The following is a 14,867-nucleotide window of genomic DNA, read 5'->3' as shown; positions in this document are numbered from 1 at the left end:
TATGGATTGGGCAAGATTATTTTTTATAAGCTTATAACTGTATTAACTAATTGTTTTTAAAGATTAAAAAGTTAAAAGCAGCAACATGGTGCAGTCGCTCACCATTTTGACGCACTTGACAGGAACGAAATATGGTCAAGATTTCCTATGTGAAATCAGCTGTTTGAGGTGCGCCTGTGGCTGACAGAAAAATTCACATTAACTGTAGCGCACCCGATTGAACCCTGACGGCTCGGATAACGTGCCTGGCATTGGGCCTGAGTGCCCAGGCGGTGTTTGTGAGTGGATCGGTTATTGAAGTAAAACTGAATAGCTTCAGTGCTTTACATGGATTTTATTGACGCGCCCAGCGCATCGGAAAAGTGTCCGGCATGGTTTTTGATTGGGGCCGCTGACACCTTGGCCGGTCGATAAAAATTGTCAGTTCTCCGGCCATCGTCCGGCCCGCGGTCCTGCAGCGGGTCACCGATGAGCACAATAATCAAAACAACAGTGGAGCGGCCATGCAGCAGAACACATCGCAAGTCATCGAGCGCGACGGGTTGTACGAACTGGACGCCGCCAGCGACGTCCTCGACAGTCCCAGGTACAACCACGACATCGCGCCGACCAAGGTGCACGAACGCACCTGGAACAAATGGCACATCACCGCCTTGTGGGTCGGGATGGCGATCTGCGTGCCGACCTACACCCTGGGCGGGGTGCTCACCGCCTACTTTGGCCTGAGCGTTGGCGAGGCGTTGCTGGCGATTCTGCTGGCCAACGTCATCGTCCTGATTCCGCTGACCCTCAATGCCTTCGCCGGTACCAAGTACGGCATCCCGTTTCCCGTGTTGCTGCGTTCGTCCTTCGGGGTGATTGGCTCCAACGTTCCCTGCCTGATTCGTGCCTTGGTGGCCTGCGGCTGGTTCGGTATCCAGACGATGTTTGGCGGGCTGGCCATTCACCTGTTCCTCGGTTCGATCTTCGAGGGCTGGAAGTCCCTGGGGGGCACCGGTGAAGTCATCGGTTTCATGCTGTTCTGGGCGATGAACCTGTGGGTGGTGTTGCGCGGGGCCGAGTCGATCAAATGGCTGGAAACCCTCTCGGCTCCGCTGTTGGTGCTGGTGGGGCTGGGTCTGCTGGTCTGGGCCATGCCGAACGTGTCGCTCAGTGAGTTGCTGGCCCAGCCGCCGAAACGTCCGGAAGGCGCCAGCCTATGGGGCTACTTTTTTGCCGGGCTGACCGCCATGGTCGGCTTCTGGGCCACCCTGTCGCTGAACATCCCGGACTTCAGTCGCTACGCCAGGAGCCAGAAGGACCAGATCGTCGGGCAGATCATCGGGTTGCCGTTGACCATGTTCCTGTTCGCCTCCCTGGGCGTGGTCATGACCGCCGCCTCGGAACAACTGGTGGGGGTCACGGTGTCCGACCCCGTGACCCTGATCGGGCATATCCAAAGTCCGGTCTGGGTTGCCTTGGCCATGGCCCTGATCATCATCGCCACCTTGTCCACCAACACCGCCGCCAACATTGTCTCGCCCACCAACGACTTCCAGAACCTGGCCCCCAAACTGATCAACCGCACCAGCGCCGTGATGCTCACCGGGTTTGTCGGGCTGGCCTTGATGGGGCACGAGTTGTTGAAGAAGCTCGGCTGGATCGTCTCCGACATCAGCCTGGAGTCGGTCTATTCCAACTGGCTGCTCGGCTACTCGAGCCTGCTCGGGCCCATCGCCGGGATCATGGTGGTGGACTACTTCCTGATCAAGAAACAGCAACTGGACCTGGCCGGCCTGTACCGCGATGACGTGTACCCGGCGTGGAACTGGTACGGCTTCATCGCCTTCGGCGTGCCGGTGGCGCTGACCGTGCTGTCGCTGGGCAGCGATGCCTTCAGCTGGTTCTACAGCTACGGATGGTTTACCGGGTCGGCGTTGGGCGGCCTGATTTATTACGGGCTGTGTTCGATGGGCGGGGCGCAGGCCGTGACCGTGAAGACGCCTGTGTGAGCGAGCAGAAGAACACCAGAGGAGATGATCATGAACGCTGCCGTTGACGTTCTGCAGTCCAGCCACCAGCACATCAATCGCGACCGCTTGTGGCAGTCGCTCATGGAACTGGCCCGGCTCGGTGCCACGGTCAAGGGCGGCGTCTGTCGCCTGGCGCTGACCGACCTCGACCGCCAGGCCCGGGATCTGTTCGTCACCTGGTGCGAGGAGGCGGGTTGCACCGTCAGCATCGATGAGGTCGGCAACATCTTCGCCCGGCGGGCGGGGCGCAACCCGGCGTTGCCTCCGGTGATGACCGGCAGCCACATCGACACCCAGCCCACCGGAGGCAAGTTCGACGGCTGTTTCGGGGTGCTGGCCGGCGTTGAGGTACTGCGTACCCTCAACGACCTGGGCGTGGAGACCGAGGCTCCGCTGGAAGTGGTGGTCTGGACCAACGAAGAGGGGTCGCGTTTCGCCCCGTGCATGATGGGTTCGGGGGTGTTTGCCGAGAAGTTCACCCTGGAAGAGACCCTGGCCAAGACCGATGCCGACGGCGTCACTGTCGGCCAGGCATTGAATGCCATTGGCTATGCCGGCCCGCGTAAGGTCAGCGGTCACCCGGTGGGGGCCTACTTTGAGGCGCACATCGAACAAGGACCGATCCTGGAGGATGAGCGCAAGACCATTGGCGTGGTGATGGGGGCGTTGGGGCAGAAGTGGTTCGACCTGAAACTGCGCGGAGTCGAGGCCCATGCCGGGCCGACCCCGATGCATTTGCGCAAGGACGCACTGGTGGGCGCAGCCGCGGTGGTGGCGGCGGTGAACCGCGCGGCCCTCGGCCATCAGCCTCATGCCTGCGGCACCGTGGGGTGCCTGCAGGCCTATCCGGGCTCGCGCAACGTGATCCCCGGGGAAGTGCGCATGACCCTGGACTTCCGGCATCTGGAGCCGGCTCGGCTGGACTCGATGATTGCCGACGTTCGCCAGGTGATCGACAGCACCTGCGACGAGCACGGCCTGAGCTTCGAACTGACCCCGACCGCCGACTTCCCGCCGCTGTACTTCGACAAGGACTGCGTCGAGGCCGTGCGCAGCGCCGCGCAAGGGCTGGGGCTGTCACACATGGACATCGTCAGCGGCGCGGGGCATGACGCGATCTTCCTCGCCGAACTGGGGCCGGCCGGGATGATCTTCGTGCCGTGCGAAGGCGGCATCAGCCACAACGAAATCGAAAACGCCGCGCCGGATGACCTGGCTGCTGGCTGCGCGGTGTTGTTGCGGGCGATGCTGGCGGCCTCGAAGACAGTTGCCAGCAGCACACCGGCACCCTGAACCGTAGGCGTGATCGTTCCCGCGTGGGAGCGATCATCCAGGCGCGCTCCCCCGGGTTGTGTATAAGCGTCCTGCTTTTGGCCGATGCACTGCCTGGGGTGATGTGCGTGGGCTTGTTATAGTTCCGGTCTCATTTCCAGCGCCAGCAAGGACCACCACCATGTCGGAATTCCAGGACCTCAGCATCGATCTGAAGGACAACATTCTTCCTGAGTACAAGGCCTTTCGTGTCGAACTGAACGACAACATCGCCCATGTGCAGATCAACCGTCCGGAGAAGATCAATGCGATGAACGCGGCGTTCTGGACCGAGATCATCGAGATCTTCCAGTGGATCGATGACACCGATGCCGTGCGGGCGGTGGTGATCAGCGGTGCCGGCAAGCACTTCTCTTCGGGTATCGACCTGATGATGCTGGCCTCGGTCGCCAACGAAATGGGCAAGGACGTGGGACGCAATGCGCGTTTGCTGCGGCGCAAGATTCTCGCCCTGCAAGCGTCGTTCAACGCCGTGGATAACTGCCGTAAACCGGTACTGGCCGCTATCCAGGGGTATTGCCTGGGCGGCGCCATCGACCTGATCTCTGCCTGCGACATGCGCTATGCCGCCGAGGACGCACAATTCTCGATCAAGGAAATCGATATCGGCATGGCCGCCGACGTCGGGACCTTGCAACGCTTGCCGCGGATCATCGGTGACGGCATGCTGCGTGAACTGGCTTACACGGGGCGCACCTTTGGCGCCGACGAGGCTCGCACGATCGGCCTGGTCAACCGTGTCTACCCGGACACCGCCAGCCTCTTGGACGGGGTCATGGGCATCGCCCGTGAAATCGCGGCCAAGTCGCCGATCGCCATCGCCGGCACCAAGGAGATGATCAGCTACATGCGCGATCACGGCATCAACGACGGCCTGGAATACATCGCCACCTGGAACGCCGCCATGTTGCAGTCCAATGATCTGCGCGTGGCCATGGCCGCCCACATGAGCAAACGGAAACCCGAATTTCTGGACTGAGCACACATGACTTTACGCTGGACCACCGCGGTACTCGACACTGACGTAGCAGGCGGCTGGGCCGTGGCCCGCAGCCCCGAAGGTTTTCTGTTCGATGACAATGGCGCGCTGTTCCCGCGTGAATGGCTCAAGCGCCAGGACCTGTCGATTCTCGCCGAGCACGGCATCGGTCACCTGGACGGCGAGCCGGTGTACCTGTTGGAACTCAAGGCGTCCAGCGAGGTGTCGGGTTGCAACTGGAAGGGGCTGCGGGCCTTCATGCTCGACGGCGACCACACGCTGTACAAGGTGTTGGGGTACGCCGCACAGATCGGCACCTGGGCCCGTGAGCACCGTTTCTGTGGCAACTGTGGGCAGCCTATGGTCCAGGTGTCGCGCGAGCGGGCGATGTACTGCGAACCCTGTGACCTGCGCAGCTACCCGCGGATTTCACCGAGCATGATCGTGTTGATCACCCGCGGTGACGAGATCCTGCTGGCCCGTTCGCCACGCTTTGTCGCCGGGGTCTACAGCACCCTGGCGGGCTTCGCCGAGCCGGGGGAGTCCGCCGAGGATTGCCTGGTCCGGGAAGTGCGCGAAGAAGTGCAGATCGAGGTGCGCAACATCCAGTACCTGGGCAGCCAGTGCTGGCCGTTCCCGCACTCGATGATGCTAGGGTTTCATGCCGAGTATGCCGGTGGCGAGATCGTCCCGCAGGCGGATGAAATCGAAGACGCCCAGTGGTTCAACATTCATGCGCTGCCGCCGTTGCCGGCGTCGCGCTCGATTGCCCGGTACCTGATCGACGTCTATGTCGCGCGGCGCTTAGGCCACGCTGAACCAGTGCTGCCAGGCTAGGCGTACGGTCAACCCCAGCACCACCGCGATGAACACCGGGCGAATGAACTTCGCCCCTCCGCTGATGGCGGTGCGTGCGCCGAAGAACGCACCGACCATGACCGACAGGCCCATGCACAGGCCGATGATCCAGTCCACTTGCCCGGAAAAGATGAACACCGACAGCGCCGCGATGTTGCTGACGAAGTTCATGCTGCGCGCCACACCGCTGGCCTTGACCAGGTCGATCGGATAGAGCAGCAGGCTGCTGACGGTCCAGAACGCGCCCGTACCGGGCCCGGCCACGCCATCATAGAAACCCAGGCTGAAGCCCTGGCTCGACTGCCACTTCTTTTTGATCGGTGCGTCACTGTCCAGTGGCGCTTTTGGCGTGCCGCCGAACAACAGGTACAGGCCACAGGCAAACACGATCACCGGCAGCATCTTGTTCAGCCACTCCGCCGGCAGGTAATGCGCGACGATGGCGCCGGTCAACGCACCCACCAGGGTGCCGACAATCGCGTGGGTCCATTGCCGCGGGTGGAACAGCTTGCGTCGGTAGAAGGTGAAGCTGGCGGTGGCCGAGCCGAAGGTGGAGCTCAGTTTGTTGGTGCCCAGCACAAGGTGCGGCGGCAGGCCGGCGGTGAGCAGTGCTGGAGTGGTCAGCAGGCCGCCGCCGCCGGCAATGGCATCAATGAAACCGGCAATGAACGCGACGATGGCCAGAATGGCCAGAGTGGTGAGGTCTACGCTGAGTTCGAAAGGCATGGGGTCGACTTATTCGGTGGGGCAGAGGGGTAACGGCAGGGCGCCATCTTACCCATAACCGCCGCCTCCGGCGACCGCACTAACGTCTAGGGCGTGAGGGGGTGACGCCGGTAGGTGTGCGAAGGCGCTTCACCGTAAGCGTGCTGGTAGTCCTTGGAAAAACGCCCCAGATGGAAAAAATTCCAGTGCATCGCCGTCTCGGTCACCGACGGCCAGGTGTGCCTGATCAGGTCCTGTCGAGCGTTTGAGAGCCGAATGTTTCGCAGGTAGGCCATGGGGGTGGTGCCGAAGGACTCGATAAAGCCCTGGTGCAAGCTGCGACCCGTGGTGTTGAGCCGTTCGGCCAGGTCAAGCAGGGTGATCGGCTTATGCGCATGCTCATGAATGTACTCAATGGCACGTGCCGCCACTTTCCGGCGTGTGGGGACGTCCCGAACCCTGAGTTGATCAGGTGTCAGCGCTTGCAGGAGCGCACCGAGCACGGTCGATTCCCATTGGCTGTTCCAGCCTGGGTGGCGGGAGGCGAGGGTGGTGGGCGATAGCGCTGCCAGCGAGTCGCCGATCAGCTTGAATGCTGACCGTATGGGCTGATGGCTTTCAGCTTGATAGCGGTGTTCCTTGCGAGCCTTGAGCAGGTCAATGGCGCCATGGCGTTCCCGACACGCCTCATAGTGTTCGAGCGTCGTGGTCACGGTAAACAGGGCTTCATTCGGTTCGCAGCGGTAGTGCACCGACTCGCCGCCGTGCAGTACGACAATCTCGTTGGGTTGCAGTCGCTGGTTGTTCCAGGTCGGCCGGCCAGCGGTCAGACGGGAAATGGCGAAGGTGACGAATCCGTCGGGAATGGCGCCGACGGCCGTGACGCAGGCATTGAAATCGAAACGACTGTGCCGCAGTTGGGGGCCACGAATGTGCCTGAAACGCTGGATGAGGGCTGCCTGCTCGACAGAAGACAAGTCGATGTCCCAATGATCCTTGCGTCCGCTCAACTCGTCCAGGGGGGCGGACTCCAGTTCAAGAAACCGGGGAGGCGCAAAGCTGTTCATGGGGTTGGGGGCTCATCGGGTCATTCGATGCAAGGAGCGGCCGGGTTGGCCGCTCGATACAGGTGCCTTAGAACAGCACGTAGGCGGAAGCAGTGGTCTGGTTCAAGTCCAGGTCGCCCACTTCCAGGACTTCGTATTCGGCGCGGATGCCGATGTTACGAAACACGTCCATCTCGACGCCGGCACCGTAGGTCAGGTCAACACCGGTGTCATCGTCTTCGACGTTGCCGTCGGAATCCCATGCGTGAGCACCGACACTGCCGAACAGGCGGATGCGGTCGCCGATCGGAAAGCCGAGATGGGCCGCCGCTTGCATCGATTTACCCTCGAACTTGCGGTTGTTATCCTCGAGTTCACCCAGGTCGACGTAGGCCCCTTCGATCGCCAGGTTGCCGTTGAAGCGATAACCGGCGAACACCTTGTAGCTGTTGTCATCACCATCCAGATCGCTCTCGTCGGTTTCAATGCTGGTAACACCAGCGCCTAGGTACAGTCCTTTGTCATCGCCAGCGGCCAGTGCCTGAAAGGACAGCAGGGAGAGCAACGAGGCGATTGCTAGGTTTCTGAATTGCATGTGCGGTGGATTCCTTGTGCGGGGATTTCCGGTTAGTCAAAAAGTTGTGCCGTGGCACATTGTTTCGGTGCCTGATCATTGGCAGGGGCTGCGATTGATCAAAGTCATTAATCTGTATTTCCAGTGCAAGACTCACCCGCACAGGGTTTGCTCTTCGCTTGAAATCGAGAAGTACAGTTTGGCCAGCGCTTCAGGTGTTACGTCCCTGGAGTACAGCCAGCCCTGGGCAAACTGAACGCCGCCGGATGTCAGGTGCTGCACTTGCTGCGGGGTTTCCACACCTTCGGCAACGACCTGGAACTTCAGGTCCCGGGCGATGTTGGCGATGTGTTGCCAGAGAGCATCCACCGCTGCGACTTTCTCGCCTTCAATGAATGAGCGATCGATCTTCAGGATGTCGATGGGCAGTGAATGGATCAGGGAGAGGTTGGAATAGCCCGTACCGAAGTCATCGATGGCTATCCGATGCCCGCACGCTCGCAGGCGCTGCAGTTGTGCGGCGGCGATGGTCTGTTCGAACAGGGTGCTTTCGGTGACTTCAAAGACAATGTTGGACGCCGGGATATCGTGCAGGGCCAGAACCTCGGCGACAAAGTCTGGAAAGGTTTCGTCGAGGATGTCACGGGCGGAAACGTTGATGGTGATGTAGAAGTTCTTGCAGGCCCAAAGGTAGGTGCTGTAATCCTCGGCAATGCGCTGAATGACATAGCGCGTGAGTTCGCAAATCAGATCGGACTTCTCGGCGGCGCCAATGAACACTTCCGGCGAAATGCTCACGTCGTCGAGTTTCCAGCGTGACAGCGCTTCTGCGCCGACCAGGCAACCGGTTCGCATATCAACGATAGGCTGGTAGTTGACCTGCAGTTCACCGTCTCGCAAGGCACGCCGCAGTTTTACCGCGGTAGAGCTGTAGTGCTGATGCGTGCGTCGGGCGATATACAGCGCGGCACCGAGCAGTGCGGCGCCGACGAGGATCAGCGCGATAAATACATTCATCTTCAAGCTACTCAAGTGGCTGGCGGGAAGTGAGATGACCGGTACCAGTGCATTGCGGCTGTTGGCATATGCCATAAAGACCCGGTCGGCCGAGACCGTGAGTTGTCCAATACCCGGCGATTGCTCAAGGGTCAGGGACCGCCGATGGGAGGAAACAACGGATTCCTTGTCGTTTGCGTCTATCAGGTCCAGCTGGACGCCTGACGGGATGCCCAGGCTTTTCAGGAGAATCGCTTTGTTGAGCCAGACGTAAGTCGATGAGTCCGAGACGATAATAAAGTCAGTATCCACGGACCTGTTGTGATCGGTGTGGAACCAATAGGTGTAGCCATCGGTGGCTGGATAGCCTCGCTCATTACCTTGCAAGGGGGAGAGAAGTTTTCGACCGTAAGATGAGCAAACTTTCCTGTTCTGAAGTTTGACAGCGGCCTGATAGATATATCGGTTCTCTTCGACCTTCTCGGCAAGCATTGAATACAGCTCGCTGGAGCAGTCCGGGGTCGAGCGCTCGAAAGATTTCAGGCTGCTGAATACATCAACCAACTGTATGTGCGGTTCGATGAGCGCAGTGTTCACCTTTTCATGCACGTTATTGAGTTGTTGCGCGATACGCCGCTCCGCAATCGTTCCGGCACAAAGCCAGGCGAGCCATCCCATTGCAATCGATCCGGATAACACCAGCGTTGATCTTCGAAGTGAGCTTTTCAAGCGGCCCTCGGCAAATGGTTTGTTTTGCTTGAAGTAAGTGACGGCGCACGGCGTATCAGGGATCAATAACGAATCCCAGTGCGATTCCGCTGATATAGGCAAGGGCGCACAGCAGTATCTTTTGCTTGAGCGGCAGTGTGTTTAACTGAAGAAGGAGGCGCATGCTTATTCACCTGCTGACAGAGATAAGTCAGGGTGAGGCGGGGGAGGGGCGAAGGGAAATTATTAATCGTTATTTTGCTGGGCGTCGCGTGGCGATGGCGCACCGGGCAAGGCCATTTCCAGGCGACTATTCACCTTCAAAATGGCTTTGCCACGTGTGGGGAGATCAGTTGTTCATGCAGCGCAAGCGGCCGAATTCGTGGAGGTAGAAGCAGACGGTGTTGTCGTCGGAGGTCGGCAGAAAGCTGTAATTGAGAGTAGAACCTTCCTGACCAATGTACTGGCGCCTGAAAAACAGGTCGGGCATTTTGTCGATCGCAAAGAGTTCGCTGTCCTGGCTCAGTTTAGTGCTGGCTATTTTGATTTCCAGGTTGCTCTGGTTCGAACGGATGATGTCGGCGGACACCGTTGCATTGCGCAGTTTTCCATTCAGGCTTTCGATGGCGGACAGTGTGAGCCGGTCTTCGCCTATGGTGAGATACTCTTCAGTATTCAGTTGGTTCTGATCTTCAAGCCATTGATGGCTATTGGTGTGGTAGCCAACATTCTTCTTGAAAGAGATGGGCGAAGAAATGAGCGCGTAAATACAGGCGGCATTGATCAGTCCCAGCACTACCCATTGAGTGGCCGGTTTTTTCAGCAGGCTCATAGAGCAGTCTCCAGGCACTGTTGGATCATGACAAGAAGTTCTTTTTGTTGGCTATTGAATTGATAGTTGTGGGTGCTTTGATCTGCCCGGATGCAGGCGAGTGTGTAATTCGACTTGGACTGGCTGATCCAGATCTGCCCCTTCAAACTGGCCGGTGACTTCTCGAGTTGTTTGGCCACGGTGTCACTGAGTGCCCGGGCTTCGTCGAGGCTGTTGCCGACCGTGTTCAAGGTGATGTTGTGGAGTTGCGTATTGACGACTTTGACTTCGGGCCTGTTGAATGGAAAACCCAGGTGCATCAGGGTCGCCACGCACAGGGCAACGGTCGCGGCATAACCGATAAAGAGTTTATTGATAATAAACCCCGGTCTTTGTTGCGTGGGTGTTGCGGGGGTAACAGGAGTGTCATCGATTGAAGGCGCAACGGTCGAGTCCGCTTCGATTACATCCGCAGGGACGAGTTGTTCACTCTCCGGTGACGTCGCCAGCTCGGTCTGTGGGTCGATGACATGATTTTGATTGAACCGATAACCACGCCGGGGGATGGTCATCACAATCTCGTGATCGCGACTGTCGTTAAGGCTGTTTCTCAGGGAAAAGATCGCCTGGTTCAAACTGCCCGACGCGACGACCCGGTCATTCCAGGTGTATTCGACAATTTCATCGCGGGTTTTGGTAACGCCGGGTTCTGCCAGTAGCAACGCTAAAAGACGTGACTCTGCTCTGCCCAGTGTGGTGTCTTGAACCTCTCCGAGCGGCGTCGTGATGGATAGCAGTGAGTTCTCTGGGTCGAAAATGGCAATCGAGCCATTTTTCAACTTAAAAGAGTAGCTCATGGTTAATTCTCCATTCGGATATGTTCAGTCTTTGTGCCAGGATCGTTTTGCTCAGGCGGGGGGCGCAGCAGATAGACGTGGGAAGGTAACTTCTAATTTTATCAGGCAAGCGGCGCTGACGATAGCGCCAAATCCTTGTAGGGGCTGACGGGCAAGATCGTCAGGAAGGTTTTCCAGGTGTCGCCAGGTCGATGCAACTCGATGGCTGATCTACCTGGTGGTCAGATTGACGGGTGTCTTGAATGCCGGGGGCGAGGGTGTAGGGGGCGCTTTTTTCCAGGGCGCGAAGCGGGCCTGGTACCCGCTGTCGCGCCTGTGCCGCTCACGGCTGTGCGAAGGCCTTGTCGGCCCGTTCACGCAACTGCCTGGCCCAGGCATCAAGGGCCGGGTAGCTGTCTTCTACCTTGGTCGTGGCAGACGGGGAGAGTTCGTTGCCCGTGGTGGCGCTGACGGATTGCGCCAGCAGTTCGCCCGATGTTGCGTCGCGCATTTCACTTTCGAAATAGACGCGCAGGCTTTCGTCTCGAGTACCGGTCAGTTGCATGACGCCACCCACCACCATGCCAATGGGGAGGTACTCGGGGGTGGACGGGTCGCGTGGTGTCCGTTCGCTGCCGGTGATGGCCGTGCGCAGCAGGAGCGTATCGGGCTCGGGCCGGGTGGTGACTTCATAGCCCGAGGTGAGGAACTGGTAGAGAATCGCCTGCTTCAGGTAGTTGAGCATCGCAGTCGTGTCGGCTGGACTTTTCATGGTCTGGTCAAGGTCTTTGCCAGTGACGTAAAGGCGCGGTGGCTCCAGGTAAATCCGCTTCTGGTAGGACTGCTTGATCTCAAGCGATGGCTTGATCCAGTACTCGCTCTTGGGCCATTGCGGATCCTTGGTCAGGCGGCTGTAATCATTCAGAAAGCCGGAGTGCCGTGTTTCAGGAGCTGGCATGGTGGTACAACCGGCCACGCCGACAAGAAGTACCACTGGAAGCAGGCGGGAGAAGCGCATCACTGAATGACCCATGGATTTTGACTGAGGGGGCAATAGGGTGAGGGGCCTTGGCGGGCAGCGCTATCCGAAAACTGCGAGCCCAAGGGCGTAACCCAATCCAGCGCCGGGCGGACCGGTATAGGTCTCCGGCGCAGGCCTGCACCCCGGGCGGCCTGGAGGCCTGTGTGGTTAGTTCTGTTAGTCAACTTCGACGCCAGCGGCCCATATACTGCGTTGCTGTTCCTCGCCATAGCGGGCTATGGCTTGTCACAGCGCCTTGGCTCTGGGCTGCTGGCATCCGAATTTGAGCTAACGAACTAACCGTACAGGCCACTAGAGGCCCAGCTCGGTCAATCCAGGATGGTCATCCGGGCGCCGGCCCAAGGGCCAGTGGAACTGGCGCGCGCTTTCCAGGATGGGCATGTCGTTGATGCAGGCGTGACGGTTGGACATCAGTCCCTGTTCGTCGAACTCCCAGTTTTCATTGCCGTATGAGCGATACCAGTTGCCGGAGTCGTCGTGCCATTCATAGGCGTAACGCACTGCGATGCGGTTGTCGGTGAAGGCCCAGAGTTCCTTGATCAATCGATAATCCAGTTCCCTCGCCCATTTGCGGGTGAGGAAGCCCTTGGCCTCTTCGCGGTTGTTGGCGAACTCGGCGCGGTTACGCCACTTTGTGTCCAGGGTATAGGCCAGTGAAACCCGCTGTGGGTCACGAGAGTTCCAGCCGTCTTCGGCCAGGCGGATCTTTTCAATGGCCGATTGGCGAGTGAATGGCGGCAGGGGTGGGCGAACTTCGGCATCAGATGACATTTAAAGTCTCCAGGGGAAGTGAACGGTAAGTTGCTCTTGTTTTAAGCGTCACAGGTCCAGTAACTTTCGCGCCATGCATTGCGCATTATCGGCGGCACTGTGATCACCCATGACAAGTGCAACGGTAATGGCTCCATCGATCAGAATCAGCAGTTGGCGGGCCATGGCCTGCGGATCCTGTACGCCATGTTCGGTGCACAGCTCGCCCAGGTAGGCGAGCAGTTTCTGTTTGTGTGCCTTCGCCACGAGACGTACCGGGTCCTGCGGGTCACCGGTTTCACCGCTGGTATTGATGAAGGCGCAGCCGCGAAAACCGTCACTGGCAAACCAGTCCTTCAGCACGCTGAACAGGTTGAGCAAGCGCAGTCCCGGGGTTGGGGCCTGGTTCACTTGCCGGGTAAACCCATGCATCCAGCGCTCGTCACGACGTAGCAGGGCGGCGACGACGAGCTCGTCCTTGTTGGCGAAGTAGCGGTAGATACTTTTTCTGGAAACGCCGGCGGTTTTCACCAGAAGATCCATTCCCGTGGCGGCGATGCCACTTTTGTAGATCAACTTTTCGGTGACATCCAGAATGATGTCGCGTGTGTCGTTGCTAGTTATCTCGTTCATGTCGCCAAAAGTAGAATGATCGTTCTCCTTGGTCAAGAAGAATTGTAAAAGTGTCGGTGATAGCGCCGGAGGGAGGCTCCCGCCAGACTGCAAGACGGGGCCTGAGAGGGTGAGTACAGTGAATCGAACATCACATTTTCCGTACTTTCGGCGTCTATGCGGGCCACGGGAGCAAGCCCGTTCGTCGCACATGGTGTAAGCTCACGGGTTCTTCGGATTAGACCCATTTGCGAGCCCTATGCCGTCGCTTTTCAAACGCTCCCTGCTGCCCAGACTGCGCAGTTTTCCGCTGACCGCCGATGCCGTCACCATTCTCGGCGGCGCGGCCGAGTTCCGTCGATGCCTGCTGGAGAAGATCGCCCAGGCGACCCAGCGTATCTACATCGTTGCGCTCTATCTGCAACACGATGAAGCCGGCCAGGAAATCCTTGATGCCTTGCACGCGGCCAAAGCTGCCCGCCCGGAATTGGACGTGGTGGTGGTGGTCGACTGGTTGCGGGCACAACGGGGTTTGATCGGTGCCGGCAAGCAGCCAGGGAACTCGGCCTGGTATCAGCAGCAAACCCGCGAGCACAGCAGTGAAGTGCCGGTGTATGGCGTGCCGGTGCAGACCCGCGAGCTGTTCGGTGTGTTGCACCTCAAGGGCTTTGTGATCGATGACTGCGTGATCTACAGCGGCGCCAGCCTGAACAACGTCTACCTGCACAAGTTCGACAAGTACCGTTTCGACCGTTATCACCTGTTGCGCAACCGGGCACTGGCCGACTCCATGCAGCACCTGGTGCAACATGGCCTGATCGCCTCCAGTGCTGTGCACCGGCTGGATGTGCCCGACTTGCCGACCACGCGCAGCCTGCGCAACGATATTGGCGACTTGCGCAGTCGCCTCAAGCACGCGGCCTACGACACAGCCTTGGGGGTATTGAACAAGGGCGAGCTGTCCGTCAGCCCATTGCTCGGGGTCGGCAAGAACAACCCGCTGAGCCGGGTGATCTGCGAGTTGATTGCCAGTGCCCGGTATCAATTGACGATCTGCACGCCGTATTTCAACCTGCCCTTGCCGGTGACCCGGGAAATCAACCGGGCGCTGGCGCGTGGGGTGAAGGTCGACATCATCGTTGGCGACAAGACTGCCAACGACTTCTACATCCCGCCGAGCGAACCATTCAAGGTGATCGCGGCATTGCCGTACCTCTACGAGATCAGCCTGCGGCGTTTCGCCAAGCGTCATCAGCGCGAGATCGACAGCGGTGCGCTGAACCTGCATCTGTGGCGCGACGGTGACAACACCTACCACCTCAAGGGCATGTGGGTCGACGAGCGCTACACCCTGTTGACCGGTAACAACCTGAATCCGCGCGCGTTCCGACTGGACCTGGAAAACGCGTTGCTGATCGATGATCCCAAGGGTGAGTTGAGAGAGCCCCGGCGCGGCGAGCTGGCAGAGATTTTCCGCCACACTCGCCGTATCGAAAACTATCAGCACCTGGAGACGCTGCCGGAGTATCCCCCGGCGGTGAGCAAGTTTCTGCGGCGAGTCAGCCGGGTACGCATCGAACGCCTGCTTTACCGCATCCTTTAAGGT

Annotated in this window: 14 protein-coding genes; 5 read left to right on the top strand and 9 right to left on the bottom strand. The window is 59.1% G+C overall.

The window, feature by feature from the left end; translation table 11 throughout:
* The first annotated feature begins 503 nt into the window (after nucleotides 1-503).
* The 4 genes from CKW07_RS08105 to nudC all read left to right on the top strand — a co-directional run bounded on the left by CKW07_RS08105 (nucleotide 504) and on the right by nudC (nucleotide 5,160).
* Entirely contained in the window at nucleotides 504-1,991 is a 1,488-nt protein-coding gene (locus CKW07_RS08105) for an NCS1 family nucleobase:cation symporter-1 (protein ID WP_095144416.1), read from the top strand.
* A 30-nt stretch (nucleotides 1,992-2,021) separates the two neighbouring features.
* Nucleotides 2,022-3,305: a Zn-dependent hydrolase gene (locus CKW07_RS08100; protein WP_095144415.1), complete on the top strand. Its 1,284-nt coding sequence runs from the start codon at nucleotides 2,022-2,024 to the stop codon at nucleotides 3,303-3,305.
* Nucleotides 3,306-3,465: 160 nt separating this feature from the next.
* Nucleotides 3,466-4,323, top strand: coding sequence for a crotonase/enoyl-CoA hydratase family protein (locus CKW07_RS08095; RefSeq protein ID WP_095144414.1), 858 nt, complete (start codon nucleotides 3,466-3,468; stop codon nucleotides 4,321-4,323).
* Between the two features lie 6 nt (nucleotides 4,324-4,329).
* A complete protein-coding gene (nudC, locus tag CKW07_RS08090; protein ID WP_095144413.1) occupies nucleotides 4,330-5,160 on the top strand; it encodes an NAD(+) diphosphatase in 831 nt (276 codons plus the stop codon).
* Here the strand turns inward: nudC and CKW07_RS08085 are convergent.
* The 9 genes from CKW07_RS08085 to CKW07_RS08045 all read right to left on the bottom strand — a co-directional run bounded on the left by CKW07_RS08085 (nucleotide 5,128) and on the right by CKW07_RS08045 (nucleotide 13,282).
* Nucleotides 5,128-5,907: a TSUP family transporter gene (locus tag CKW07_RS08085; protein ID WP_095144412.1), complete on the bottom strand. Its 780-nt coding sequence runs from the start codon at nucleotides 5,905-5,907 to the stop codon at nucleotides 5,128-5,130. The genes nudC and CKW07_RS08085 overlap by 33 nt on opposite strands.
* Before the next feature lie 86 nt (nucleotides 5,908-5,993).
* Complete coding sequence (locus CKW07_RS08080; RefSeq protein ID WP_095144411.1) at nucleotides 5,994-6,953, bottom strand: helix-turn-helix transcriptional regulator; 960 nt, start codon at nucleotides 6,951-6,953, stop codon at nucleotides 5,994-5,996.
* A 67-nt stretch (nucleotides 6,954-7,020) separates the two neighbouring features.
* Complete coding sequence (locus tag CKW07_RS08075) at nucleotides 7,021-7,527, bottom strand: outer membrane beta-barrel protein (RefSeq protein ID WP_095144410.1); 507 nt, start codon at nucleotides 7,525-7,527, stop codon at nucleotides 7,021-7,023.
* A gap of 132 nt (nucleotides 7,528-7,659) precedes the next feature.
* Nucleotides 7,660-9,297, bottom strand: a complete 1,638-nt coding sequence (locus CKW07_RS08070; RefSeq protein WP_256577032.1) for an EAL domain-containing protein — start codon at nucleotides 9,295-9,297, stop codon at nucleotides 7,660-7,662.
* A gap of 262 nt (nucleotides 9,298-9,559) precedes the next feature.
* Nucleotides 9,560-10,042 carry a hypothetical protein gene (locus CKW07_RS08065; RefSeq protein ID WP_095144408.1) on the bottom strand — a complete coding sequence of 161 codons (483 nt, stop codon included), beginning with the start codon at nucleotides 10,040-10,042 and terminating at the stop codon, nucleotides 9,560-9,562.
* A complete protein-coding gene (locus tag CKW07_RS08060) occupies nucleotides 10,039-10,878 on the bottom strand; it encodes a transcriptional regulator (protein WP_095144407.1) in 840 nt (279 codons plus the stop codon). The genes CKW07_RS08065 and CKW07_RS08060 overlap by 4 nt, the downstream gene beginning before the upstream one ends.
* Before the next feature lie 322 nt (nucleotides 10,879-11,200).
* Nucleotides 11,201-11,815, bottom strand: coding sequence for a DUF3313 domain-containing protein (locus CKW07_RS08055; RefSeq protein WP_159950225.1), 615 nt, complete (start codon nucleotides 11,813-11,815; stop codon nucleotides 11,201-11,203).
* Between the two features lie 375 nt (nucleotides 11,816-12,190).
* Nucleotides 12,191-12,670 (bottom strand): DUF1348 family protein, encoded by a 480-nt coding sequence (locus CKW07_RS08050; protein WP_095144405.1) that lies wholly within the window; start codon nucleotides 12,668-12,670, stop codon nucleotides 12,191-12,193.
* A gap of 48 nt (nucleotides 12,671-12,718) precedes the next feature.
* Nucleotides 12,719-13,282, bottom strand: coding sequence for a TetR/AcrR family transcriptional regulator (locus CKW07_RS08045; protein WP_095144404.1), 564 nt, complete (start codon nucleotides 13,280-13,282; stop codon nucleotides 12,719-12,721).
* A 238-nt stretch (nucleotides 13,283-13,520) separates the two neighbouring features.
* Between CKW07_RS08045 and pssA the strand changes: the two genes are divergently transcribed.
* A complete protein-coding gene (gene pssA / locus CKW07_RS08040) occupies nucleotides 13,521-14,864 on the top strand; it encodes a CDP-diacylglycerol--serine O-phosphatidyltransferase (RefSeq protein ID WP_095144403.1) in 1,344 nt (447 codons plus the stop codon).
* The last annotated feature ends 3 nt before the right edge of the window (nucleotides 14,865-14,867 follow it).

The sequence above is a fragment of the Pseudomonas sp. Irchel s3b6 genome (assembly GCF_900187415.1).
Taxonomy (GTDB): domain Bacteria; phylum Pseudomonadota; class Gammaproteobacteria; order Pseudomonadales; family Pseudomonadaceae; genus Aquipseudomonas.
Note: the sequence above shows the minus strand (reverse complement) of the source record. Positions and strands in the feature narration are given on the sequence as shown.

Bases quoted from the DNA above. Each gene is read 5' to 3' on its own strand.
- CKW07_RS08060 (WP_095144407.1), bottom strand. From the start codon at position 10,878: ATGAGCTACTCTTTTAAGTTGAAAAATGGCTCGATTGCCATTTTCGAC.
- CKW07_RS08080 (WP_095144411.1), bottom strand. From the start codon at position 6,953: ATGAACAGCTTTGCGCCTCCCCGGTTTCTTGAACTGGAGTCCGCCCCC.
- CKW07_RS08105 (WP_095144416.1), top strand. From the start codon at position 504: ATGCAGCAGAACACATCGCAAGTCATCGAGCGCGACGGGTTGTACGAA.
- CKW07_RS08095 (WP_095144414.1), top strand. From the start codon at position 3,466: ATGTCGGAATTCCAGGACCTCAGCATCGATCTGAAGGACAACATTCTT.
- CKW07_RS08045 (WP_095144404.1), bottom strand. From the start codon at position 13,282: ATGAACGAGATAACTAGCAACGACACACGCGACATCATTCTGGATGTC.
- CKW07_RS08055 (WP_159950225.1), bottom strand. From the start codon at position 11,815: ATGCCAGCTCCTGAAACACGGCACTCCGGCTTTCTGAATGATTACAGC.
- CKW07_RS08075 (WP_095144410.1), bottom strand. From the start codon at position 7,527: ATGCAATTCAGAAACCTAGCAATCGCCTCGTTGCTCTCCCTGCTGTCC.
- CKW07_RS08100 (WP_095144415.1), top strand. From the start codon at position 2,022: ATGAACGCTGCCGTTGACGTTCTGCAGTCCAGCCACCAGCACATCAAT.
- CKW07_RS08065 (WP_095144408.1), bottom strand. From the start codon at position 10,042: ATGAGCCTGCTGAAAAAACCGGCCACTCAATGGGTAGTGCTGGGACTG.
- nudC (WP_095144413.1), top strand. From the start codon at position 4,330: ATGACTTTACGCTGGACCACCGCGGTACTCGACACTGACGTAGCAGGC.
- CKW07_RS08050 (WP_095144405.1), bottom strand. From the start codon at position 12,670: ATGTCATCTGATGCCGAAGTTCGCCCACCCCTGCCGCCATTCACTCGC.
- pssA (WP_095144403.1), top strand. From the start codon at position 13,521: ATGCCGTCGCTTTTCAAACGCTCCCTGCTGCCCAGACTGCGCAGTTTT.
- CKW07_RS08085 (WP_095144412.1), bottom strand. From the start codon at position 5,907: ATGCCTTTCGAACTCAGCGTAGACCTCACCACTCTGGCCATTCTGGCC.